The 23808-nt window shown below is 46.8% G+C and carries 19 protein-coding genes; 13 read left to right on the top strand and 6 right to left on the bottom strand.

What is annotated here, in order from left to right; translation table 11 throughout:
• The first annotated feature begins 124 nt into the window (after nucleotides 1-124).
• Complete coding sequence (locus tag QT990_RS01735; RefSeq protein WP_333141444.1) at nucleotides 125-1675, top strand: reverse transcriptase domain-containing protein; 1551 nt, start codon at nucleotides 125-127, stop codon at nucleotides 1673-1675.
• Nucleotides 1676-1846: 171 nt separating this feature from the next.
• Here QT990_RS01735 and QT990_RS01730 read toward each other — a convergent pair whose 3' ends face one another.
• Nucleotides 1847-2200 carry an STAS domain-containing protein gene (locus tag QT990_RS01730; RefSeq protein WP_333141446.1) on the bottom strand — a complete coding sequence of 118 codons (354 nt, stop codon included), beginning with the start codon at nucleotides 2198-2200 and terminating at the stop codon, nucleotides 1847-1849.
• Nucleotides 2201-2583: 383 nt separating this feature from the next.
• Between QT990_RS01730 and QT990_RS01725 the strand changes: the two genes are divergently transcribed.
• Complete coding sequence (locus QT990_RS01725) at nucleotides 2584-2781, top strand: hypothetical protein (protein ID WP_015176637.1); 198 nt, start codon at nucleotides 2584-2586, stop codon at nucleotides 2779-2781.
• A 612-nt stretch (nucleotides 2782-3393) separates the two neighbouring features.
• On the opposite strand, the gene QT990_RS01720 is transcribed toward QT990_RS01725, so the two are convergent.
• Nucleotides 3394-6222, bottom strand: a complete 2829-nt coding sequence (locus QT990_RS01720) for a PAS domain S-box protein (RefSeq protein WP_333464841.1) — start codon at nucleotides 6220-6222, stop codon at nucleotides 3394-3396.
• A 1410-nt stretch (nucleotides 6223-7632) separates the two neighbouring features.
• Between QT990_RS01720 and QT990_RS01715 the strand changes: the two genes are divergently transcribed.
• From QT990_RS01715 to ftsY, 3 genes are all read left to right on the top strand, one after another.
• Nucleotides 7633-8358, top strand: coding sequence for a DUF502 domain-containing protein (locus QT990_RS01715; RefSeq protein WP_333141452.1), 726 nt, complete (start codon nucleotides 7633-7635; stop codon nucleotides 8356-8358).
• Nucleotides 8359-8779: 421 nt separating this feature from the next.
• Nucleotides 8780-9412, top strand: a complete 633-nt coding sequence (gene nusB, locus QT990_RS01710; protein WP_333103525.1) for a transcription antitermination factor NusB — start codon at nucleotides 8780-8782, stop codon at nucleotides 9410-9412.
• Nucleotides 9413-9727: 315 nt separating this feature from the next.
• Nucleotides 9728-11485 (top strand): signal recognition particle-docking protein FtsY, encoded by a 1758-nt coding sequence (ftsY, locus tag QT990_RS01705; protein WP_333141454.1) that lies wholly within the window; start codon nucleotides 9728-9730, stop codon nucleotides 11483-11485.
• 362 nt (nucleotides 11486-11847) lie between these two features.
• Here ftsY and QT990_RS01700 read toward each other — a convergent pair whose 3' ends face one another.
• Nucleotides 11848-12033, bottom strand: a complete 186-nt coding sequence (locus QT990_RS01700; protein ID WP_333464840.1) for a hypothetical protein — start codon at nucleotides 12031-12033, stop codon at nucleotides 11848-11850.
• A 129-nt stretch (nucleotides 12034-12162) separates the two neighbouring features.
• Between QT990_RS01700 and QT990_RS01695 the strand changes: the two genes are divergently transcribed.
• The 3 genes from QT990_RS01695 (at nucleotide 12163) to argH (ending at nucleotide 15549) form a co-directional block, all read left to right on the top strand.
• Complete coding sequence (locus QT990_RS01695) at nucleotides 12163-13650, top strand: PP2C family protein-serine/threonine phosphatase (protein WP_333141458.1); 1488 nt, start codon at nucleotides 12163-12165, stop codon at nucleotides 13648-13650.
• Nucleotides 13640-13879 carry a hypothetical protein gene (locus QT990_RS01690; RefSeq protein ID WP_333141460.1) on the top strand — a complete coding sequence of 80 codons (240 nt, stop codon included), beginning with the start codon at nucleotides 13640-13642 and terminating at the stop codon, nucleotides 13877-13879. The genes QT990_RS01695 and QT990_RS01690 overlap by 11 nt, the downstream gene beginning before the upstream one ends.
• 284 nt (nucleotides 13880-14163) lie before the next feature.
• Nucleotides 14164-15549, top strand: coding sequence for an argininosuccinate lyase (argH, locus tag QT990_RS01685; RefSeq protein WP_333141463.1), 1386 nt, complete (start codon nucleotides 14164-14166; stop codon nucleotides 15547-15549).
• Between the two features lie 99 nt (nucleotides 15550-15648).
• On the opposite strand, the gene QT990_RS01680 is transcribed toward argH, so the two are convergent.
• A complete protein-coding gene (locus QT990_RS01680; RefSeq protein ID WP_190738786.1) occupies nucleotides 15649-15840 on the bottom strand; it encodes a hypothetical protein in 192 nt (63 codons plus the stop codon).
• Between the two features lie 802 nt (nucleotides 15841-16642).
• Nucleotides 16643-17830: an RNA-guided endonuclease TnpB family protein gene (locus tag QT990_RS01675; RefSeq protein WP_333141465.1), complete on the bottom strand. Its 1188-nt coding sequence runs from the start codon at nucleotides 17828-17830 to the stop codon at nucleotides 16643-16645.
• A 133-nt stretch (nucleotides 17831-17963) separates the two neighbouring features.
• Between QT990_RS01675 and bcp the strand changes: the two genes are divergently transcribed.
• The 4 genes from bcp (at nucleotide 17964) to QT990_RS01655 (ending at nucleotide 20089) form a co-directional block, all read left to right on the top strand.
• On the top strand, nucleotides 17964-18437 hold the full coding sequence (gene bcp, locus QT990_RS01670; protein WP_333141467.1) for a thioredoxin-dependent thiol peroxidase: 474 nt from the start codon (nucleotides 17964-17966) through the stop codon (nucleotides 18435-18437).
• Nucleotides 18438-18514: 77 nt separating this feature from the next.
• Entirely contained in the window at nucleotides 18515-18970 is a 456-nt protein-coding gene (locus tag QT990_RS01665; RefSeq protein ID WP_333141469.1) for an NUDIX hydrolase, read from the top strand.
• A 158-nt stretch (nucleotides 18971-19128) separates the two neighbouring features.
• Entirely contained in the window at nucleotides 19129-19935 is an 807-nt protein-coding gene (locus QT990_RS01660) for an alpha/beta hydrolase (RefSeq protein WP_333141471.1), read from the top strand.
• The gene (locus QT990_RS01655; protein WP_333464839.1) at nucleotides 19898-20089 is read left to right on the top strand and encodes a hypothetical protein; all 192 of its coding nucleotides are present in this window, start codon (nucleotides 19898-19900) and stop codon (nucleotides 20087-20089) included. The genes QT990_RS01660 and QT990_RS01655 overlap by 38 nt, the downstream gene beginning before the upstream one ends.
• Here the strand turns inward: QT990_RS01655 and QT990_RS01650 are convergent.
• The gene (locus QT990_RS01650; RefSeq protein ID WP_333141473.1) at nucleotides 20072-20983 is read right to left on the bottom strand and encodes a pantothenate kinase; all 912 of its coding nucleotides are present in this window, start codon (nucleotides 20981-20983) and stop codon (nucleotides 20072-20074) included. The two genes, QT990_RS01655 and QT990_RS01650, sit on opposite strands and share 18 nt — an antisense overlap.
• A 314-nt stretch (nucleotides 20984-21297) precedes the next feature.
• Here QT990_RS01650 and QT990_RS01645 point away from each other — a divergent pair, with 314 nt between their 5' ends.
• Entirely contained in the window at nucleotides 21298-23406 is a 2109-nt protein-coding gene (locus tag QT990_RS01645; protein ID WP_333141475.1) for a GAF domain-containing protein, read from the top strand.
• Nucleotides 23407-23808 lie beyond the last annotated feature (402 nt).

Below are 23808 nucleotides of genomic sequence, written 5' to 3'. Positions count from 1 at the left end.
AAAGCCACATATGAAATAAGCGGGTAGGATGTGACCGAAACGGCAAGAACTAAGGACTCAAGCCTAACTGGTCACGGTCGATAGAGACTAAATCACTTAAGTAGTTGGCTCAGAAATGAAAGTTATGGCGACTCAAGAAATTGAAGTTGATAATTGGAAAGCATTGCCGTGGAAGAAATTCCAGAAGCTTGTCTTCCGCCTGCAAACAAGGATTTATAAAGCTCGGAAGAATGGCGACCGCAAGCTAGTGTGTAAGCTTCAGAAGTTATTACTCAACTCCCAGGCGGCTAAATATTTAGCCGTCAGGCAAGTCACCCAATTAAATCAGGGTAAAGCCACAGCAGGGGTAGACGGCAAAACTGCACTGAACTACAAAGAACGGATGCAATTAGCCCAAGACCTTCTAAAAGGCTGGAAGAAGTGGGAACACCAAAAACTACGAAGAGTAAATATCCCAAAAAAGGATGGCACTCAACGGAAATTAGGAATACCCACTATTAGTGATAGAGCGTATCAATGTCTACTCAAGTATGCGCTTGAACCCGCCGCCGAGGCAACATTCCACGGCAATTCATACGGGTTTCGACCAGGAAGGGGGGCGCACGATGTCCAGAAACGACTGTTCTCAGCCTTAAGGTCTACCAGCGATGGAATATCCAAAACCATACTGGAAATGGACATTGAAAAATGTTTTGACCGGATAAGTCACGAGACAATTCTGGAAAAGACAGAACTGCCAAAAATCGCTCTTAAGGGTTTAAGACTTGCCATTAAAGCAGGAGTTAGAGGGGAGTACCCATCGTCAACGGCAGGTACTCCACAAGGGGGGGTAATTTCCCCACTATTAGCCAATATAGCTCTCAACGGAATCGAAGATTGCTTCAAGAATAAAAACATCACCTGTTTAAGGTATGCTGACGACCTCGTATTTCTCTGTAAACCAGGGGTTGACCAATACGGACTACGTTTAAGCATCAATTTATTTCTTGAAGAACGAGGGTTGCAGGTTAAAGAAAGCAAAACCAAGCTCGTAAAGGCAACAGAAGGATTTGATTTCTTAGGATGGAACTTCAAAGTCAAGCCTAATGGAAAATTCATCAGCACTCCATCCCAGGAAAATACCCAAAAGGTAAAAGCCAAGATTAAAGTGACGATGAAAGATAGTAGATTCACCCTCCTTCAAAGAATCGCCAAATGCGGCTCATTGGTAAGAGGCTGGAGAAACTATAACCAATTCTGTGATATGACCTCACACGACCTATGGGCACAAGCCTATTGGACATGGAAATATATCCGCAAACAAGGGAGTTTCGACCGTCAAGGTACAACTGAAGTAATCCATAAGGCATTCCCTATGGTACCTTGGAGAGCTTGTTCCCATAACAATGTGACCGGAGATAAATCCCCGTTCGATGGCGATTTAACCTACTGGGCTAAGAGAGAAAACAAGAATTACTCAGCGATTAACACATCACTTCTGAAGCAACAAAATCATAAATGCAAAGCTTGTGGACTGTCATTTCTCAGTGGCGATAAGGTAGAGCTACATCATGCGGATGGAAACCATAATAATTGGCAGAAATCTAATTTACAGATGCTCCACCGTCAATGTCACCAACACCAGCCTATCCACGGAGAAGCCCGTGTAGCTCGAAATTCTCAAAAGGAAAAGTAGATATTGACGCTTGAGCTGTATGCAGTGAAAGCCGCACGTACAGTTCTGAAGGAGAGGTGTCCTGTGGCAACATAGGCATCGACTCTAACCACAGAGACAGAGTAAGACGACTTCGGTTGCGTCAGTCAGTGAAGTGTCAAGAATCACCGCACTTTTAGGGCGGTGAGTATGTCAACAGTGTTGTTTTACGCAGGAGTTTTCGGCATCAAAGCTATCGACATTTTCAAATATCTCAAAAACTCGATCGAGTTGGCTGAGTTCCAGAATCATCTTAATCCCAGGGGATACCGAGCAAAGACTAAACCTGCGCCCCATTTTTTTCGCCTGCTTGAGGCCCGAAACCAATGCCATCAAACCTGCACTGTCAATAAATTTTACTTCGGCCAAATCTACGAGTACCGCTACAACTCCGGGGGCTGCAATTGCTGTCGTTAGTTGTACGTCGAATTCTCCGGCGGTGGCTGCATTCAGGTAGTCTAGGGGTCGAATCACCGTAATTGGTTTATGGGCAAGAAGTGTCTGCATATGTCAAACCTATGATTGCTACGTATTTTCAACTACTGCGCTGGACGGATGTAAGCCTAAACCTACTTGATTACTCTGAGCCTAACTTAATTTGAGGCAAACTGACCAGTTGTTGTCAGTAGTTTTACTGAATCTTTATTTATTGACTCTTTTTTATGAAGTTTTGCGTAAGATTTGGGGAGGAAACGTAAGCTACTATACTATTTTTTATTTATGCCTGTAGGTTTAGTCTTGGCAACTATAAAAATTGCGATTGACTTTGCCGTAGCTGTTAGATAAAACTGAACAATGTAATTTAAATCACTTATTAGTTCTGATCTAGATCACCTGTTTGCTCGACAGTTTAGAGGAGAATAAAACTGTACGGAGTTCTCCGACTTACTATGCAAGCAACTCATGCTATTCGTCAACTTGTAGAAAAAGCCCTCTACATTAAGCAGTTGACGCCTGACATTGAAAACGAAATCAATTACGAGCTCACCCGTTTGGGGTACATCTCGGATATTGATTATGAGGCTTTAGAGTTATTAATGGATGAAATGGATGCCGGTCGGGTGCAATTGGTATCTAGTCGTCGATAGTGGGAATCGGGCGGCGAGTCCACATCCAAGAATCAAAAAATCCTTGCACGGCGGGCAATAGAGGAGTGTTATAAGCATTTACGCCGGCCGAAGATTTTTCTAATGAAGCATCTCGTTGCTGAACTTGATATTTGAGGAGATACTGTTAAGGGCGATCGTCCCTGCACCTGTGATCAAAAGCTAAAAACTTTGACTTAAATTAAATCTATAACTTTTGGGGTATGACAAATTAGGTTGATTGTGATCCACTTTTTGGCTTAATGAAGCACCTAGTTGTGAACTTGATGTTTGAGGAGATACTGTTAAGGGCGATCGTCCCTGAACCTCATACAATTTTAGATTTTAGGTTTTAGATTTTAGAAGTCGGACTGCTGATGATCAGGGTTTGAAACTTTTCTACAGTTGCATTCTTTTTAAAAGCTGTTATCAGTATCAAAAACTACAGACTGTGATCTAAATTAAATTTATAACTTTTGGGGCTTGACAAATTAGCTCTAATTCTGATTAATACTAAAAAAAGTTTTTCTTGGATTCGAGCGATCGCTCGAATCCAAGAAAATTGATGTGTAGTTACGACATCGGTCATCGCGGAGTCAATCTAAAATCTAATATCTAAAATCTAAAATCGTTCGATCGCGCCGCCAAACTTGCCACCACCGCCACCAACTCAGCAGGCTCGATCGGCTTGGGCACGTAAATTTGAAAACCCTGCTGCAGTGCCCGTATCCGTTCCTGTACCCTACCAACCGCCGTGAACGCCAACGCCGGAATTTCCCTATCCACCAGGAGCGATCGCACTTGCTGCAGCAAAGCCTCTCCATCAGGGGCCTGCATCTCGATATCGATCGCCAACACATCTGGATTCAGCCTTTCAATCGCCTCCAGGGCTTCGATTCCCGACCTAGCGGTCTCCACCAAGGCCCCGCAATCTTCGAGCACTGTACAGGTAAAATCGAGGGAATCAGCGTCGATATCGACCACCAACACCCGCACTCCCGAAAGATTGCTGCTGACAAAAGACTCCTTTACAGCGGCTGGCGTCTGGCTTTGAGGAGCCCCAAACTCCCCCGACCCGGAAACAGAAAATCCGCCGTCGCCACGCGGCTGTTTAATTGGCAATCTCACCAAAAAGCTCGCTCCCTGTCCCTTCCCAGCCGATGCCGCTTGCACCGTCCCCCCGTGCATTTCCACACAATGACGCACTAGCGCCAAACCCAAACCCAATCCGTTGTACGATCGCCTTATAGAGCTGTCAGCTTGGCTGAACCGCTCGAAAACATGGGGCAAAAACTCTTGTGAAATCCCTTGTCCCGTGTCGCTGACCTCAATTTCCACACAAGCGGGCGACAAATTTTTACAGCAAGCGGATTCCTCACGGGCCATCGTCCCCTCCACCTTCCGCACCGCCACCCTCACCTGTCCGCCATCGGGAGTAAACTTAATCGCATTCGACAGCAAATTCCACGCCACCTGTTGCAAGCGGCCGGCATCGCCACAAATCCGCCCCACAGTTGGGTCGAAATCCGTCACAATTTCAATATTTTTTGCCCCAATCGCGGGCGCGAGAGTATTTATCGCAGCCTCAACAGTCGAAATCACATCCACCCACCGCAAATTCAGCGACAATTTCCCGGTAATAATCTGCGACACGTCCAGCAAATCGTCGATCAGAGTTGCCAGCGAGCGCGTATTGCGGTCGATCGTTTCCAGAGCGCGAACAGTCGTTTTTTCGTCAAACTTGCGGTTTCGCAGCAGTTGCGCCCATCCCAGCATCGCATTCAGCGGCGTCCGCAATTCGTGGGACAAAGTTCCTAGAAACTCGTCTTTAATCCGGTTCGCCCGCGCCAATTCCTCGGCTCGATCGTGCAGTTCTCTTTCCAACTGCTTGCCAACCGTCAAATCGAGAATAAAAGCCACAGATTCTTGTCGCTTTTGCGCCAGCAAAACATATCCGATCAGCACCGGAATCCGGCTACCGTCTCTCCTCCAGAATTCCTTTTCGTAGGGAGTGCAAACTCCCGTTTCTTGTGCCTCTGCAATCCCCTTCTCGTCGAGAGACTGGTACTCCGGCGGCGTGCTCTCAATCCAGTTTAATTCCCCGCGCTGCAACTGTTCCCGCGTGTAACCAACTATTCGCAAAAATTCATCGTTGGCCTCCATGATACGGCCGTTAACATCCCCGAACATAATGCCGATCAAGTTAGCTTCGACCAACATTCTCAGCTTTTCTTCGCTAGCTTTGAATGCAGCTTCTGCTTGCTTGCGATCGCTAACGTCTTGAATGTAAGCCGACAAACCAGAATCCGAAGGATAAAAACGAACCTTCAACCACTTATTCCATAGCTGCACGAATTCTTCATACTCGACCGTTACATTTTCTGCTAATGCTTTGGCAGCCATTTTGTAACACTGTAAATCGACCGCCCAGGGAAATATCTCCCAAACATTTTTACCGATCAGTTCAGCTTGTGACTTGCCTAAAAGCTCTTGAGCTTTCTGGTTGACATAGGTATAGTTCCAATTTAAATCTACTGCGATAAAAGCATCGGTAATGCTTTCGAGAATGTTAATAATTTGATCGTTTGCCGATTGCAGCGCTTTAGCTGTTTCTTCTGCTTGCAACCTCGCTGCTTGTTCGCGGGACAAAGCAGCAGCGCGTTCTTGTTCTGCCTGTTTCCGATCGCTAATATCGATGTAAGAACCGATGTAACCTGCAAAAGTGCGATCGGGCCTGTACCGGGGTACGCCAGTACCCAACACCCAGCGGTATTCCCCGTCATAGCGTCTCAGCCGGCATTCGAGCCGGTACTCGCTGCCAGCGTCGAAGGCTTTTTGGTAAATATCCAAACATTCTGGCAAGTCATCAGGGTGCAAGTTTTCCATCCAACCCGTGCCCATTTCTTGCGCCAAAGTTCTACCGGTAAACTCCAGCCAAACTTTGTTAAAGTAATCGCCAAGTTGGTCAGTGTCCGACATCCAAATCATCACCGGCGCGGTATCTGCCATAATCCGAAATCGAGCTTCGCTCTCCTGCTGCTGTGCTTCGGCTTGCTTGCGCTCGTTCCGTTCTTGAACTTCCCGCAGGGCCCGCTGAATCGACGGCACCAAGCGTATCAAACGGCGTTTGAGAACATAATCAGTAGCGCCGCTTTTCAAAGTTTCGATCGCCACTTCCTCGCCCAAAGTAGCCGACACAAAAATAAACGGCACTCCCGGACAAGTAGTGTGGGCGATTTCCAATGCAGCTATCCCGTTAAAACAAGGCAGCATATAATCTGCCAAAATAATGTCAAAACGTTGTTTTTCCAGCGCCGTGGCAAAGTCTTCTCGATTTTCCACACACACCAGAGAAAATTGGAGCCCGCCATCCATTAGATATGCCTCAATCAGTTCGGCATCTAGGGGACTGTCTTCTACTAAGAGGATATTGAGCGTTTTCACAAAAATTCCTTTTACTTAAATATTAATTATCGGATACAAAATTTTATCGGGCTGCGGCTGGTTAAGTGAAGCCCAAAAAAGTCTTGCGTTTTGAATCGCTTAAAAAAATGTAAAAATCAATTGGTTTCATGAGTTGAGCATTCACATCTCAATCCTAACTTCTCATCAAGTCTATTGCTGCTTGCCGCGAGGTAAATCCCCCCTCTGACTTGATTGGCTAGTACGCTTGTTTTTCCTTAACTTTCGTCTGCGTCCCAGGAATCGGCACCGCTGGAGTCTTGCTTCTATGCAACCGTTTAGCTATACCCTGTTGAACAAATAGTTTCGCGCTTCTGGCTAGAAACAACTAGCTATGTAGTAATTTATCTCGCTTGCTACTAACTACTGCTACCTCGTTTGGCAGATTATTTTTTTGTAGTGATGCCCATGTTAATTCTATATTGTTTTGTCGCTCCTCTCAAACTCCAATTCCCTTGAATTCTCCCCTTATTTCCTGAATATCGATCGATCCTGTCAAAAAAAGTCAAAGTTCCTGGTCTGTCTGCTTTACTTTTTGCGGGATTTGCCTACCATGCAATACTTGCAACCGGGCCAACAGTTGGCTTGTCGATCGCCGTCGCCCCTCAAAAATTAAACACTACTTACTAACAATATTCATGCTGCATCTATCTAAAGATAGATTGTTGCAGAGACACTGAACTCAACCTGCAGAGATTCCCCTGAATTCGGTAAAACTCCTATGTTGCACCTTTTTCGAGAACAGGCAAGATGCCTGTTCCACAAAGAGTGAATTTGATTGTGGGATGGGCATCCTGCCCGTCCCTAAAAAGCTTATGGAAAATGGTGCAAGATATAAGTAAAACGAAGTGCCACCCCACCGAAAATCTGAGAAAGTTCGATCGACCAATTAATTCCCGATACAAATCACAGAAAATTTTATTTGGACTCGCTACACTTCGACTCCCCGGCTGTCTCAGACCACGAATTTCAAAGGTGGTACCCGCCACGTGATTTATCCGTGGAATCAATCCCAAATCGAAAATCTAAAATCCTCAAGCCCCCGCATTTATCCGTGGGGTCGCCTCTAAAATCTAAAATCTAAAATCTAAAATCTAAAATCGATTGACCGATCGGCTTATTGATTGAACTGACCCAAAATGTCTTAAAATATACAATACGGTGAGCTGCTGCACAGCCCGCATATATTAAAATCAAGCGCCAACTTGCAATAATTCTTTAAAATAGAGGTACAGCACCGGCGATCCCTAACTCTTCCCCCTCAGAAAGGGTAGGGTTTAGCAGAATTGAAGACGATCGTCTATGGTGACATCCAGTAAAGCCCGTGCAGTTGCTTTAGTCTCAGCTTTATTCAGGTTATTGGGAACCAGTTACGAGGAGATTTGACCCGCCGTGCTCCAACGCATCAAACAAGACTTAAAAAACGACCTGATCGCAGGACTATTGGTAGTGATACCCTTAGCTACAACCATCTGGCTGACAATTACCATCGCCAGTTGGGTGATCAATTTTCTCACCAAAATTCCCAAGCAGATCAACCCTTTTGACGGACTCCACCCGATTTTGGTGAATCTGCTAAATCTTTTAGTAGGGCTGGCTGTACCCCTGCTGAGCATTTTAGTCATCGGCTTAATGGCCCGCAACATTTTCGGCAAGTGGCTGCTAGACTTTGGCGAACGGCTGTTGCAGGCAATTCCCCTAGCCGGTTCGGTTTACAAAACCCTCAAACAACTGCTGGGAACCCTCCTCAAATCAAACGACAAATTTCGCCGCGTGGTGTTAGTGGAATATCCCCGGCGGGGAATCTGGACTTTAGCATTTGTGACCGGTACGATCGAGAGTAACGATATCCCGCCTCACCTTTCCGGTGAAACCCCGATCGGCATTTTCATCCCCACCACTCCCAACCCCACCACCGGATGGTACGCTATAGTCCCGGAAGCAGATTTAGTCAATTTGTCAATGTCGATCGAAGATGCCTTTAAAGTCATCATCTCCGGCGGCATCGTCAACCCCAGCAACTCAGTTCCAGTAAACCCCGAAAACATCAAGGGCAAAACACTCGAACCCTTGGTATCCGAATCAAGATACCAGGCTGTCCCAGTCGAAGAAGACTAAACCAAGACATCTTTAGTGGCCCTTCAGTTGACAGTTGACAGTTGACAGTTGACAGTTGACAGTTGACCGCAAAAGGGCGACCTCTAGCTGGAAGGAAGAGGATTGGAGTAATGAATAGTCTTCTTTTAATTTCTCCCGATCAGGCTTGGGGCTTTAAACCAATTCTTTCTGGTAAGGCCGTGTAAACTTTCCCCATAGCAGATAATATTTCGACAAAACCAGCCCAAACCGAGAAAGCCTATACTCAGAAACCCGGTTTCGAGCATAAATCTTGGGTTTGACAGCGAAGTATCTGTAAACTACCCGCCGCTGGCGAGTCAGACGGCTGGTTTTGTACCGCTTTTAGTCGAGTTTTCTGCTAAAGTTCAAGTCCGCGCGCGATCGAAAAACTTCCTAAATTCTCAATCCCTATCTAAAAATTATGAAAAAAGCCCGCGAAACAGCACGCGAACTCGCACTCCTCGGCATCAGCCAACTGCCGACGAATCCAGAACTCTTAGAAGCCAAGAAACTGCAAGATGTTCTCCTCGCGGCCATCCGCACCCTGACAACAGAAGTTCAAGAATCCCTAGAAGCAGCAGCATCCGAAGTGCAGCGGAGTAGCGACAAACTGCTTGCCAGCGAAATCCGTGCCGCCGATATACAAAGTGCTAGAGCAATGGTGCGGGAAGCAGTCGAACTCACCCAAACCGCCATCAACCGTCTCGGTTCAGCAATGGAGTTTCCAGAACTGATCCAGCTAGCCAACCAGCAAGATGTCCGCACCTATGCTTTGCAAATCCTGACGAAAGTCAGCGCCAACCGTGTTCAAATTGACGAATTGCTCTCGGAAGCCCTTGTAGACTGGCAAATAGAACGGTTGCCCCGGATCGATCGAGATATCATGAGAATCGCGATCGCCGAAATGCTATATCTCGGCTTACCCGAACAAGTGAGCGTCAACGAAGCCGTCCAACTCGCAAAACGCTACAGTGGCGACGAAGGACATCGCTTCATCAACGGAGTCCTCCGCCGAGTAGTCGATAAAATCAACGCAGAAGTTGTTAGTCCCTAGTCCTTAGTCAGTAGTCCTTAGTCAGCAGTCATTGGTCATTAGTGATTGGCAATCGGCAATCGGCTCTACACTAGGGACTGAGGACTAATGACTAATAACTATAGTCCTTAGTCAGTAGTCCTTAGTCAGCAGTCATTGGTCATTAGTGATTGGCAATCGGCAATGGGCTCTACACTAGGGGCTGAGGACTAAGGACTAATAACTATAGTCCTTAGTCAGTAGTCATTGGTCATTAGTGATTGGCAATCGGCAATCGGCTCTACACTAGGGACTGAGGACTAATGACTAATAACTATTCTCTATTCCCAATTTCCTATGGTATTTAATTGGTTTCGTCGCCAGTACAGCGAAAATAAATCTTCTGAAACAGAAGCAACCCCCGAACAGCCCCAAGATGAGTCGGCAAAATCCGCACCGGTTGAGCCTCAAACAGATGCAACGGAGCAAGGCTCTCCTGCTGTAGCGGAAGATTATCTTAATTGGGCAAAAGCTGCTTACAAAAATATTCAAAAACAGCAAAAACCCGAAACAGAAGTTTCTGAGACAGCAGCGCCGGATGTTCCAGCAGCCGAAGCAGAAATCGCGACAGTTGAAGAAGTTGCAGAACCGGCGACTATTGAAGCAACCGAGCCGATCGAACTTGAACCAGCACCCACAGCAGCAACTGTTGCAGAAGTTCCAGAAGTTGCAGCACCAGCAACAGTTGAAGCTACCGAGGCGATAGAACTCGATGCAGCAACGCCCGCAGAAATTGCAGAAACTCTGCAACCAACAGCCGGGGCGATCGACATTGCACCTATAGCTCAACAATTAGAAGTTACAGCAGAAAATATAGAAATTGCCGAACCTGCAACTGAGGTTGTAGAAACCGAATCACTCGCATCCGACGGCGAAGCAGCCGAAGCCCTGCCGTTTTGGGCCAGAGCTCAGGCCGATCGCATGGAGCGCATCGAACGCCTCAAAGAAACCGCAATTGAAGAACCCGACGTAATTGCAGCCGCCGCCGAGAGAGCGGCAATTATCGAAGAAATTCCCGGTTTCGCCTTTGACGAAGGCTTCCTGTGGTCTTCAGAAATCTTAGCCAGTCAAGGCCGCCGCCCAGACCAAGTATCAGTTGAAGAAATCACTTGGCTGCAAAAACTGCGGAAAGGCTTAGAAAGAACTCGCCGCAGCTTAATTAATCAACTAAAGGCGATCGTCGGTCAAGGCCCGCTCAATCAAGACGCAGTAGCCGAAATTGAGACTTTGCTCCTACAAGCCGATGTCGGAGTCGCAGCCACCGACATCATTATCACTCGCCTCCAAGAAAGACTCAAACAAGAAGTGCTGCCGCCAGAACAGGCTCTAGCCTACCTGAAAACCATCCTGCGCGACATTCTGGACGCTCCCTGTGCCGAAACCGCCGCCGGTAATCCCGCCTACAGCCTGACATTTGCCCCGGAAAAAGACACTTTTAACATCTGGTTAATCGTAGGAGTCAACGGTGCGGGCAAAACTACGACGATCGGCAAACTGGCCCACATTGCCCAAAAATCCGGCTACAAAACCCTGATTGCTGCCGCCGACACTTTCCGTGCCGCCGCCGTCGAACAGGTGAAAGTTTGGGGCTCCCGCAGTGGGGTCGAAATTATTGCCAACCCAGGGAAAAATACCGATCCGGCTGCTGTCGTGTTTGATGCGATCGCCGCCGCCAGCGCCCGCGGCACAGAACTCCTGATCGTAGACACCGCAGGCCGCCTGCAAAACAAAAAAAATCTGATGGACGAATTAAGTAAAATCCGTCGCATTGTAGATAAGAAAGCCCCAGGCGCTACCGTAGAATCTCTACTGGTCTTGGATGCGACACTAGGTCAAAATGGTTTGCGACAGGCAGAAGTGTTCGCAGAATCGGCAAAATTAAGCGGAGTAGTATTGACAAAACTCGACGGTTCTGCTAAAGGTGGTGTTGCCCTAGCCGTAGTGCAGCAGCTTGGTCTGCCAATCCGCTTTATTGGAGTCGGGGAAAGCATCGAAGACTTGCGCCCGTTTTCTAGTTACGAATTTGTGGAAGCCCTACTCGATTTTAGATTTTAGATTTTAGATTTTAGATTGATCAGGTATCTGTGGTCGTCCCGATTTTTGGAGGCGGATACAGAGGTTCAACATCTTAAATCCTTAACCTCAAACTACCATCGCAGGACTTGCGCCGATCGCCACCCGGTGGCGAGTAAAAACTAAATATCTAGAAACAATACCTTCGTTCTGTTATTGCTTGGTTGCCCTCAAAGCGCGAGCTAAAGCAAGGGCGTAAAATTAAGCTCAAATGTAGTATCAGTCTGCTGTCTGATTGCATAGTCTTCCCGATCCCCCTGGCGCCCCCCTAATAGTGGGGGGGGACGGGAAAGGGTCAAAGTCCCCCTTCTTGTTAAGGGGATTTAGGGCGTATCTAGACTAAGCTATAAACGAGATTTCTTGAGAATTTCCCACTTAAGTTGATACCAATGTCCTAGTACCCAACTTACTTCCTCAAACCAAACTGCTTGCTCGAAAAAAAACGGGTTTCTGTTCAAGGGGCCCGTAATATCAACTCCGCTAGGATCGGAATTGTAAAATCGAATCAACAGTTCATACTCAACTATCATTCAGTTCTTCGACTGACAGTTAACAGTTAACAGTTAACAGTCAACAGTCAACAATAATTCCGGTGCAACCGGAATTGATATAACTCCTCAATCATTACTCCGTCTAAGATCGAAAATCACAAATTTAAAATGACTGCTGTGCCTTTGCCTCGCCCCTCACCTCAACCTGCTGACCGCCCTCCGGGTCGCAATTCCACCGACGCGACGCCAGTATTTGCCCTCAAAGAACTGGTGGCGCGTTTGCACCGATATCAGCACAACGTTCAAGATATGTTGGGTTCGCTGGGATTTGCCCTGCGAAGTTTTAACAATCTCAACCAATTTTTGGAGTTGGTGCCTTTGGTGGCGACTCGCGTTACGGACGCCGACGGCGGAGCTTTAGTGCTGTTCAAACCCAACGGTCAAGTCAGGTTCCAGCAGTTGCATTGTCAGGAAGGACGGCAGTGCCAAGATATGCGAAAAGCGCTGGAAATAGCCACCAGGCAAGCTACAGCAGGTGCGGGCGCTACTGCTGGAACGTTTTCGGAAACCTCTGGGCAAACTTCTAGTCTAGACTTGCAAGTCGGTCGTTATTTGGGCCCGGATGTTCATTTGTTTGGGGCGCCAATTTTAGTCAACAATTTGGAACGGGGACGGCTTTATGTTTTTAGCAGTGATCCGCAATATCTCTGGACTCCCAGCAGACAGAAATTAGTTCGGTTGGTGGCGGATCAAACCGCCGTGGCTATTTGCAAAGACGAACTTACTGTTAAGTTGGCGGAAAAAGACCGCTTAGACAGAGAGTTAGAAATCGGGGCGGAAATTCAATTGCGGCTGCAACCCCGGAGTTGTCCGAAAATTCCCGGCCTTGACGTGGCCGCCCGCTGCCAAACTGCTAGCAGAGTCGGCGGAGATTATTATGATTTTATTCCCGCTGACTATGACCCGATCGGCAAGGAGAATGAGGGGGAAAGCCCCCCATCCCTAATTAAAAATCTCAAGTCCAAAATCGACAAGGGCCGCTGGAGCATTGTCATCGGCGATGTGATGGGCAAAGGAGTACCAGCGGGCCTGTTGATGACGATGACACGGGGTATGCTGCGGGCGGAGGTTTTGAACCGCCACTCGCCGTCGAGAATTTTGCAACATTTAAACCGGGTTATGCACGCGGATTTGGAAAATTCCCACCGTTTTGTGACTCTGTTTTATTCGGAGTATGACCCGAAAACTCGCGTTTTGGCTTACAGCAATGCTGCTCACCACCCGCCTTTGCTGTGGCAAGCTGCAACTAATTCGATTCTTCAGCTTGATACTTTGGAGGGAATGTTAATTGGGCTGGATGCTGATTCGCATTACCAAGAAGCAAGCGTGCAATTGCAGCCAGGAGATACTATTATTTATTACACAGACGGATTTACCGATGCTGCTAATCAAAGGGGCGATCGGTTTGATGAGGATAACTTGACCTCGGCTTTTCAGTGGGCCTGTCAAAATTATCAGCAGTCTGAAGAAATTTTGGATTATTTGTTCGATCGCGTACACCAGTTTATCGGCATCGGCAATCGTAACGAAGATGACATGACACTGGTTGTACTGAGGGTAACACCTTTAGCAGGAGAAAATCACCATGATAGTTAATTTAATGCCGGAAATTACTGCTGGATTAACCAGTTCGATTAATTGGAACGATGTGGCTCACGTGGTAGTTGTGAAATCTCATTTGAGTTCGACGGTGGTTTTGGCTCAAAGTTACGAAATTTTTACGAATTTCCAGAAAGCTTGGAAAAATTTTGTTGACACTGGTCAAATAGGAGCTTTTTTTATAGGTATTTTTGTTGGCTGGTTCTTTAAAGGGATTTTTCGTTAGAGTTCTTGTCGAAGAAGCTATCGGTAACTGATTTAAAAGGTTTGTCGCCCAAACTTCACTTCTTTCTGATGCAGCAAAAGTTTCACAATTTTGTAGTCAAGACTTCAGTTTTTTCTGGTCAAAAGATGTATAAAAACTTTGTAGTCAGGACTTGAGTTTTTTCTTACAAAATTTGGGAGGACTAAAGGGCTGACTACAAACCGGAGGAAAGACTAAAGTCTTTACTACAAATCGGTTTATATAGACTTCGGCAACAGAGATATAATCTAGTTTTAGCTTCAGCAATGACAACACAACAAAAAACTTGGAGTCAAAGATTTGAATCGGCGCTGCACCCGGCGATCGCCCGATTTAATGCTAGTATTGGCTTCGATATTGAATTGATTGAGTATGACTTGACGGGTTCTGTCGCTCACGCTAAAATGCTGGCCAAAACGGGGATTATTTCCGCAGCCGAAGGCGAACAGTTAGTCAATGGTTTGGAACAGATCCGCCGGGAATACCGCCAAGGACTTTTTGTTCCGGGAGTTGATGCAGAAGACGTTCACTTCGCTGTAGAGAAGCGGCTGACGGAGATTGTGGGGGATGCTGGGAAAAAGTTGCACACTGCCCGATCGCGCAACGATCAAGCCGGCACTGATACTCGCTTGTATTTGCGCGATCGCATCGCCGAAATTCGCGAGCAATTACGGGAATTTCAAGGGGTTTTGCTCGATCTTGCCGATCGTAACGTGGAAACTTTAATTCCCGGTTACACTCATTTGCAGCGCGCTCAGCCGATCAGTTTGGCTCATTACCTGTTAGCTTATTTTGAAATGACCGATCGCGATTGGGAACGTCTCGGCGATATCTGCAAGCGGGTGAATGTTTCGCCTTTGGGTTGTGGCGCGCTGGCGGGGACGACTTTCCCGATCGACCGACATTATACTGCAGAACTCTTGCATTTTGACAAGGTTTATGCTAATAGCTTAGATGGAGTGAGCGATCGAGATTTTGCGATCGAATTTCTCGCTGCAGCCAGCTTGATTATGGTACACCTGAGCCGCTTGTCAGAAGAAATGATTTTGTGGTCTTCTCACGAATTTGGATTTATTACGCTCAAAGATAGCTGCGCTACTGGTTCTAGCATCATGCCCCAGAAAAAAAATCCCGACGTGCCGGAGTTGGTGCGGGGCAAAGCGGGGCGGGTGTTCGGTAACTTGCAAGCCTTGTTGGTAGTAGTGAAGGGACTTCCTTTGGCCTACAACAAAGATTTACAAGAAGATAAAGAGGCTTTGTTTGATACCGTAAGAACGGTACAGGGTTGCTTGGAAGCAATGACCATTTTGTTGCGCGAAGGAATCGAGTTTAATGGCGAGATCCTCGCTGCTGCTGTTACGGAAGACTTTTCTAACGCTACAGACGTAGCCGACTACTTGGCCTCCAAAGGCGTTCCCTTCCGGGAAGCTTACAACCTTGTCGGCAAAGTCGTCAAAACTTGCCTTTCGGGGGGCAAACTCCTCAAAGATTTGACACTTGAGGAGTGGAAAGACTTGCACCCAGCCTTTGAGACAGACATTTACAGCGCGATCGCACCTCAGCAAGTGGTGGCAGCTCGCAATAGTTACGGGGGTACCGGGTTTGAACAAGTGAGAAAATCACTTATCGCTGCGCGCGATCGAATCGCCTAAACATCGTTGAATTATTGGACAAATTCCGGCTGGCTATCTCTCCTTAGAACGATCGTGTTTTCCACTCTGGTTCTAAGTTCGGCAGATAGCCTGACTCAATTAATCTTCAGCAGCCGCCATGTCTTTGTCTCTGCCGCCACCGCTCATGGCGCCCATGCCACCGCCGTTACCGCCGTCAAATCGCCTTCTCTTGTTGGAGAACATATCTTGATTTCTCCGCTTGCGAAACTTGCGAGCGTATGCTTGATTTCGTTGTGCCTTCTCTTTCTTGAGATTGCGGCGCTTAGCCATTCTGACCTCACTAATAAACATTGACAGTCCCCGGGCTTTCACGCACGGGGATTCTTAAGTTTGACACTCTGTGCACTCTTGGTGACTGAGATTCTTGGTTCAGCGAAGTCACTTGCTTGCGACAGGATTTCTCCAGCCAAAATATAGGTGTCTTCTCCCCAAGCGTAAATTCCGGTATGCCCTACCGTACTCGATCGGTTCTCTTTCTGTAGCTAGGTTTTGTTCAAATTTAGCTTTCGTGACGCTGCCACAACAATCGCAAGCGATATGGTTTAGGCTTCTGAGTCCTGTTAAGGAGATCGAGAACTTCCTTCAAGGTACTCCAATCGTTTCCCTCTACGGCGTTTTAAAGTGAGGAACACGTCCAGCCCCACTGATATTATCAAAAGGAATTGGTTCGTCTCGTTGTCCACCCGTCCACGGCTCACAGCTATGCTTATGAGATTGTGGAGGGGTGGAATCAGGAGTCTCACGCGCCTTTTATCCCACACTAACCTTCGATCGGTATAGTGTGGGGATTCCTGTCTGCCTAGCTAAACCGCAACACCGTTAGGTGTGACTACGCACTCAACTAATCCAGTTAAGTTATTACGTTGGCTAGTTATACTCAATTTTAGACCGATGACGATCATAGCACACCCGGTACAAGACCCAGAAAAAAGAGCACCGGGATTCAAGTCGCTGGGAATCTGGGTGCGATGGGACGCAATGTAGTCAATCTTGCAGAAGATTTCTATAAACTCTTGACAAAATACGACAATTGACATCCACCCAGGCGTAAACGCACGGGGATTCCTCAACCTCACGATTCAGGTTTCTGCTTCTGTCCCTTACGGGGTTTCGCACCAGCCTTAACAGATTTACTCTGTTGGGGTCTTACAGTCGCTCCACAGACTGACACGGCAAGCCCTGCCGCCAAAATATTTTTTGCCGCATTAATATCTCGGTCATGGCGCGTCCCGCAATTAGGACAATCCCATTCCCGGATATTCAACGGCATCTTGTCAACGATATGTCCGCAATTGCCACACCGTTTTGAACTCGGAAACCATCGGTCAATCTTAATTAAAGTGCGACCGTACCAATCGCACTTGTAATCAAGTTGTCTGACTAATTCCGCCCAACTTGCATCACTTATTGCAAGGGCCAGTTTGGGATTTTTTACCATATTCTTCACAGCTAAGTTTTCTACGGCGATGGTTTGGTTTTCACGCACCAACCGTGTTGTTAGCTTATGAAGATTATCTTTCCTTGCATCAGTGATTTCTTGATGCACTTTCGCTACTTTAAGCCGTGCTTTGTGACGGTTGTTTGACCCTTTTTGCTTGCGACTTAAAGCTTTCTGCGCTCTTAAGAGTTTGCGATACTTTGCCTTGAATCCTTTGGGATTGGCAATCTTTTCGCCGTTGCTCAAAGTGAGCAAGCTTGTAACTCCCAGGTCGATACCGACTTGATTATCTGTTCTGGGTAATGCTTCAATTTCAACCTCTACCAGCAGAGAAACTGACCACCTACCTGATGGTGCAAGCTTTACTGTAATTGTTGATGGTCGGCAACCATCAGGTAGTGTCCGGCTCCAGCGAATTGGTAACGCTTCTGTGCTTTTTGCTAGGTAGACTTGTCCATCTTTGAACTTGAATGCTGACTTGGTAAATTCTGCACTACCACCATTGCGTTTCTTTTTGAAGTTAGGATATTTTGCCCGCCCATCAAAAAAGTTGGTATAAGCCGTTTGTAAATGTCTCAAGCATTGCTGTAATGGCACACAGCTAACTTTGTTCAGAAAATCTAGTTCTTCGGTTTTCTTCCATTCGGTTAACATTGAAGAAGTCTCAGCATAGCCTACCCGTTTCTGTTGTGCGTACAAAGCTTCCGTTCTTGTGGCTAAAGCACGGTTGTAGACCAAACGAACACAACCCAAAGTACGTCGCAACAAACTTTCTTGTTCCGGCGTTGGGTAGAATCGATAGCTGAAGGCTTTTAGTGTCATGCTGACCTTAAGTACGCTGTTTCACATACTAGCACGTCTTGTGTGAAATGGTATATCTTAACAAAAATTCAGGTAAAGCCTTCCTAAAAGGACGGGGTTTGAACCCTCCGCTTCGCTCCGCCCATTTTTTTTGATGACTATTTATCCCGGTGACATAGCTCCTCTCTTCAGCCTGCCCGACGCGCAAGGCAATTTCGTCAGCCTTGCAGATTTTCGAGGGCGACGAGTTGTACTTTACTTTTACCCTAGGGACAATACCCCTGGCTGTACTAAAGAAGCTTGCGGCTTTCGCGATATTTACTTAGACTACGAGTCGCGCAATATAGCAGTCCTCGGCGTCAGTACAGACGGGGCAGGGGCCCACGCCAAGTTTGCAGCTAAATATCAACTGCCTTTTCCGTTGCTGTGCGACTTAAACGCCGAAGTTGCTACCGCCTACGGCTGTTACGGACTCAAAAAGTTTATGGGAAAAGAATTTATGGGAATTACTCGATCGACCTTCGCGATCGACCCTGATGGTAGGATTGAAAAGGTTTACCGCAAAGTCAAACCAGAATCTCACGCAGCGGAGATATTAGCAGATTTGCCAGACCTCTGGCCTGAATGAAAAATTAAAAATTAAGACTCCGGAGCTGCGAGCTAGGAGGTCTGAATTTACTTTCTCCTAAACAAGCTTTTGAGTTTATGCGTCGATTGTGGCAAATTGTACAAACTGTGCTGGGACTGATTTTCCGACATCCCGTCACTGGTGCTGCGGTGATTCCCGTATTGCCTGACGGGCGAATTGTGTTAATTCGCCGCCGCGACAACGGTCGCTGGGGACTGCCGGGAGGTATGGTGGATTGGGGAGAGGATATTCCGACGACAGTGCGGCGGGAATTAGCGGAGGAAACAGGACTCGATTTAGTCAAAATCCGTCGCTTGGTGGGTGTTTATTCGGCTGCCGATAGAGACCCTCGCCTGCACTCGATTTGTATCGTGGTGGCAGCAGAGGTAGAGGGAAAGATGCAAGTTCAGGATACCATTGAAGTCAGCGAGGTTGAGGCTTTTTTGCCCGGATCGCTGCCGGAGGGCGCGCTCAGCCACGATAACGACCAACACTTACAGGACTATTTTCAAGGCCTGACAACTTTGGCGTAAATCGGCGGGGTATCCAAATTTGAGAAAAGTCGGAAATTACCTCGCCGTCAAAAGTTGTCTGTTATAAATGTGGAATTAATTTTCAATGTTTTCCTACTTTTATTCACAAACTCTGAACATTAAATTAATCATCTTTTTATTGCTAAATATTTAACCGGATGTACTCACCGCTACGCAATTCTCGGGTCAAACTCTCTGTAGGGCAAATCTTTTGGCACGAAGTCGGTCAAGGCCCGAATTTAGTATTTTTGCACGGTTCTTGGCACGACAGCAGTCAGTGGCTGAGGACGATCGAACATTTGAGCCCCTACTACCACTGCTTCGCACCGGATTTGCTGGGGTTTGGCGACTCGGAACGCCCGAATCTTCATTATTCGATCGACTTGGAAGTAGAATGTCTCGCCCAATACCTCGATACTTTGAAGTTGCGACAGGTTTATTTAATCGCTCACTCTCTGGGCGGCTGGGTGGCCACCAGCTACGCTATCAAATATCCCGATCGAGTTCAGGGTTTGGTGTTGTTGGCCCCAGAAGGCGTCAAGGTTGGCAAGCGGCGGGGGCGGTGGCAGACGGCTAGCTGGCTGATCGGTCAACCTCCGCTGGCTTTGTGGTTGCTACGATCGATCTATCCAATTGCTAAGTTGCTGGGTAGCCAAAACAAGATTGACGGATTGCTAAAGTTCAGACAGCAGTTGATGCAGTCCCCAGTTGCCGTGCAGTTGCTGTTCGGGCGGCGGCGGGCTGAAATTACAGCGGAATTAGTTGAGGAGAATTTGCCTTTGCTGAAAGCGCCTGTTTTGCTGTTGCACGGTTCTGAAGATACTCCCGCAGCTTCGTCTTTGTGTCAATCCTATGCTGCTCTGGCTCCTAATGCCGAACTGCAATTGGTCAGTCCGGGGGAAAGCAATTTGCCGCAGGAAGTCCCGGATGTTGTTGCTAAATATATTCGCCAGTTTGCAAAGTGAATTGGGCATTGGGCATTGGGCATTGGGCAAACAGGGCAAACAGGGCATTGGGCAAACAGGGAATTGGGCATTGGGCATTGGGAATTGGGCATTGGTAACAGTCAACAGTCAACAGTCAACAGTCAACAGTCAAGAGTCAACAGTCAACAGTTAACAGGCTAATTCCCCAAAAAATAGCCTCTGGTGCGTCAATTAAGCCGGAGGCTGTATCAGGAAAGGCTGCTGTGAGGTATTTTAAAAGCATAGTGCGATCGCCCCCCGTGAGTGCAATTTTGCTATCAGGAAACAAACACCGCCAATCTTCAATAAAATCCCTAACTCCTGCCACCGCCGCATACACAACTCCGCTTTGAATTGCCCCAGCAGTGTCTTTCGCCCAGCGGTGCGGCAGATTTTGTGGTAGGCTGATTAAAGGTAATGCAGCAGTTTTTTTACCTAACGATGATAACTGCAAACCCAAACCTGGTAAAATTGCGCCCCCAACTAAATACCTATTGACATCAGCGCCAGTAAATGTTAAAGCTGTACCAGTATCTATAAGTAAAACTGGCCAACCAAATTGGTTGCCAGCACCCAGTACAGCCAAAGCTCTGTCAATTCCCAGGGTAGGATAGAGTCCCCCGATCGGTAACTGGTCTAAAGTAATAATCCCGACATCTGGATAACTCTGCCAAATTGCTGTTTGCTGGGGAACAACGGAGGCTAAAACTAGAGGCAGGGGAACTAAAGAAAGTGTGTGAGGACTAGAAAATGCGGGAGTAGCAGGAAGACAAAGGAGATTTTGAGCAGATATTTCCTCGATCGACCTCATTACTATTTGCACTAAATATTCTGCTTTTTCCTGCTCCGAGAGCCGGGAAACAGTATCAGCATTGAGATGGTCTGTATCCCATGTTTTCTCCAGGGTTTTGCCCACAAATAATCCCCAGTGCAGCCGGGAATTGCCGATCGCCAAAGCTATTTTAATCTGGGCTTTTCCTGTCCATCCAGAAGTAATGTTGTCGCTGCTTGCTGGCGAACGAAAATTGTCGGGAATTGAATTTTCCATGTTGTGCTAGCCGGCGCAAACATTGAACTAAAGATAGATTTTAGATTGATTTTAGTCGATTTAACGGGCGGTTAACTCTATTTGACATCTGACCAAGTTCCATGCCACGCACCAATTAGTATTGTCGGCTGCAGAGGGCATACTTGCTAAATATAAATATTTGTAAAGCAAATAATTGCTTTGCTCAGGCTGCATCCTTTATAATGTCTTAAGATATTCCAAAGTCCTGGTAGCTGCGATGGGGCTTTTGGCGGGGTAAGCACAGGTTTAAAAAACCCGACTCAATCAAAATACTGTACAACGGCTGAGTAAATATGTCTTTAAAAATACAAGAACACGAAAACCCCTGGCAGAGAGTAACTTCGCGGTTGCCTGAATCTGAAAATTGGAGGCAGGAAGAAAGTCTTTCGCTGCCGGAAGTAGACCAACAAAAAGCCCTAATCGTGCAGATGCAGCAGCAAGTTCAGTTATCAAACTTGCTGAACCAAATTAATAACGAAATTCGCAGTACACTTGACATAGAAGAAATTTTGACATCGGCCTGCAGATTGCTGGGGCAAGCGTTACAGTGCAGCCGCGTCAGCATTTTAGTCAAAGAATCAAATACAGAAAAAACTTTAGTCACGCGCGGAGAGTACAACGCGGGGGACTATCCAATCCAACTGGGAATGAAAGTACCGATGAGTGACAACCCGCATTTGGCAGCCGTCGTGTCTCAGCAAGAGTCCTTAGCAGTGACGAAGTTTCTCGATTTTCCGGGATTAAATCCACAAACCCGAAAAATTGCCGAAGCTTTGGAAATTAAGTCAATGCTGGCAGTAGCTACTCGCTATCAAGGTGAAGTGAATGGCATAATTGGTTTGCATCAGTGCGATCGCGAACGGGAATGGACTGATTGGGAAAGGCAGCTTTTAGAAGGGGTAGGATCGCAATTGGCGATCGCGATCAATCAAGCCAAACTCTACAGTAAAACCAGGCGCCAAGCCGAACGAGAATCGCTGCTACGGCTGATCGGCAACCAAATTCGCAGTACCCTGGATCTGGGAACTATCCTGGAAACAGCGGTGAGGGAAGTCCGCCAACTCTTGCAGTGCGATCGAGTAATTATCTATCAGTTTCAAGACAACTGGCAAGGAAAAGTTGTTGTTGAAAACATGACTGTTCCTTGGCCTTCAATTTTAGGAGATATGGGGGCTGATAAGTGTTTCCGGGGAGATTACGCCGATCTTTACCAGCAAGGGCGAGTCAAAGCAATTAATGATATTTTTAATGCTGGTTTAGAGCCTTGTCATGTCGATTTCTTAGATAGTTTGCAGGTAAAAGCTAATCTGATTGTGCCGATTGTTACATCCAGAACTGAAGAAAATACCTCCGACACAGCCGGAAGCTATAATCCTAAATATCCCGGTAGGCTGTGGGGTTTGCTGATTGCTCACGAGTGCGGGGATACCCGCAATTGGCAGCGGCAAGAAATGGAGTTGCTATCCCAAATAGCCAACCAAATGGCGATCGCCATTCAGCAAGCAGAACTTTACAGCCAAGTCCAAGACGCTGCGGTAAAATCTCAAGCTCAAACCCAGCAGTTGCAGGCTGCGTTAGAAGAATTGCGATCGGCGCAGCAGCAATTGATTCAAAGCGAAAAAATGTCAGGTTTGGGGCAAATGGTAGCGGGAATTGCTCATGAAATTAACAACGCCAACAATTTCATCCACGCTAACTTGTTTCACGCTCAAGAATATTTTAAAGCCTTGAACGAAGCTCTAGAAGTGGCAGGAAATGCCTGCCCGGAAGCAGCGGCAGCAATTGTCAGAATCAATGAAGAACTAGAACTCGATTACATTCGAGAAGACTTTGGTAAACTGCTCAATTCTATGCGGGAAGGAAGCGGGAGGATTCGCTCGATCGTGATGACGCTGCGAAATTTTTCTCGTTTAGACCACGCTGAATTAAAACCAGTAGATTTGAATGAAGGTTTAGAAAGCAGTTTCTTGATGCTGCAAAATAAGCTAAAAACCAATATCAAAATAGACAAGCAATACGGCCGTTTGCCGCCCGTCCAATGTCATGCCAGTCAAATTAACCAAGTATTTTATAATTTGATTGACAATGCTTTAGATGCGCTGCAGTCAACGAGCAAACCGGGGGAATTAACTATCCGCAGTTGGCAAAGCGAGCCGGACTGGGTAACAATCTCTGTCCGCGACACGGGAAGTGGAATTCCTGCGGAAATTCAAGACAAGATTTTTGACCCATTTTTTACTACTAAACCTGTGGGGAAAGGCACTGGTTTGGGACTTTCAGTGTGCTATCAGGTAATTGTCCAAGCTCACGGTGGCAAGATCCGTTGCGTCAGTCAGGTTGGCGAAGGAAGTGAGTTTATTGTAGAGTTGCCTCTGACAAATCAGAGGAGGGTAAGTGCATAATTCCTGCTTTAGTCAGATTAACCCTGTTTTGTCACTCTGGCAGTAGTATAGAACCCATTTGACATCTTGGCGTTGCTTAATGAGGGTATGAAAAAAATAACTTTAAAATCCAAAAGCTTTGTGGATAGTGGTTTCTAGGACGGGCATATTTAGCGTTTCATACCGTAAATCAGCAACGCCGCCTACGGCCAGCTTCGCTAACGCATTTTTAACTCCCAGCCGGGAAGTCCCTCGGTATATTTAGAGGGGATTAATCTGAGCGCTCGCGAAGTACCCCGACTAAATTACCGAGCGTGATGTCCAGAAGCGTTGGGTGGAGGAACGGAAACCAACAATTAAGCTCGCCTATCACGAATCAATCTTCGGGAACATCTTGATTTTAGATGCTTTTTCCAAGTGTTG

Source organism: Microcoleus sp. T3_B1 (genome assembly GCF_036700445.1).
In the GTDB taxonomy this organism is placed as follows: domain Bacteria; phylum Cyanobacteriota; class Cyanobacteriia; order Cyanobacteriales; family Microcoleaceae; genus Microcoleus.
Note: the sequence above shows the minus strand (reverse complement) of the source record. Positions and strands in the feature narration are given on the sequence as shown.

Excerpts from the sequence above, each read along its gene's own strand:
- QT990_RS01695 (WP_333141458.1), top strand. The coding sequence starts at position 12,163 with ATGACTGCTGTGCCTTTGCCTCGCCCCTCACCTCAACCTGCTGACCGC.
- QT990_RS01730 (WP_333141446.1), bottom strand. The coding sequence starts at position 2,200 with ATGCAGACACTTCTTGCCCATAAACCAATTACGGTGATTCGACCCCTA.
- QT990_RS01650 (WP_333141473.1), bottom strand. The coding sequence starts at position 20,983 with ATGGAAAATTCAATTCCCGACAATTTTCGTTCGCCAGCAAGCAGCGAC.
- QT990_RS01680 (WP_190738786.1), bottom strand. The coding sequence starts at position 15,840 with ATGGCTAAGCGCCGCAATCTCAAGAAAGAGAAGGCACAACGAAATCAA.
- QT990_RS01675 (WP_333141465.1), bottom strand. The coding sequence starts at position 17,830 with ATGACACTAAAAGCCTTCAGCTATCGATTCTACCCAACGCCGGAACAA.
- QT990_RS01665 (WP_333141469.1), top strand. The coding sequence starts at position 18,515 with ATGCGTCGATTGTGGCAAATTGTACAAACTGTGCTGGGACTGATTTTC.
- QT990_RS01655 (WP_333464839.1), top strand. The coding sequence starts at position 19,898 with ATGTTGTTGCTAAATATATTCGCCAGTTTGCAAAGTGAATTGGGCATT.
- QT990_RS01645 (WP_333141475.1), top strand. The coding sequence starts at position 21,298 with ATGTCTTTAAAAATACAAGAACACGAAAACCCCTGGCAGAGAGTAACT.
- QT990_RS01700 (WP_333464840.1), bottom strand. The coding sequence starts at position 12,033 with ATGATAGTTGAGTATGAACTGTTGATTCGATTTTACAATTCCGATCCT.
- QT990_RS01690 (WP_333141460.1), top strand. The coding sequence starts at position 13,640 with ATGATAGTTAATTTAATGCCGGAAATTACTGCTGGATTAACCAGTTCG.
- argH (WP_333141463.1), top strand. The coding sequence starts at position 14,164 with ATGACAACACAACAAAAAACTTGGAGTCAAAGATTTGAATCGGCGCTG.
- nusB (WP_333103525.1), top strand. The coding sequence starts at position 8,780 with ATGAAAAAAGCCCGCGAAACAGCACGCGAACTCGCACTCCTCGGCATC.
- QT990_RS01660 (WP_333141471.1), top strand. The coding sequence starts at position 19,129 with ATGTACTCACCGCTACGCAATTCTCGGGTCAAACTCTCTGTAGGGCAA.
- QT990_RS01735 (WP_333141444.1), top strand. The coding sequence starts at position 125 with ATGGCGACTCAAGAAATTGAAGTTGATAATTGGAAAGCATTGCCGTGG.
- QT990_RS01725 (WP_015176637.1), top strand. The coding sequence starts at position 2,584 with ATGCAAGCAACTCATGCTATTCGTCAACTTGTAGAAAAAGCCCTCTAC.
- ftsY (WP_333141454.1), top strand. The coding sequence starts at position 9,728 with ATGGTATTTAATTGGTTTCGTCGCCAGTACAGCGAAAATAAATCTTCT.
- bcp (WP_333141467.1), top strand. The coding sequence starts at position 17,964 with ATGACTATTTATCCCGGTGACATAGCTCCTCTCTTCAGCCTGCCCGAC.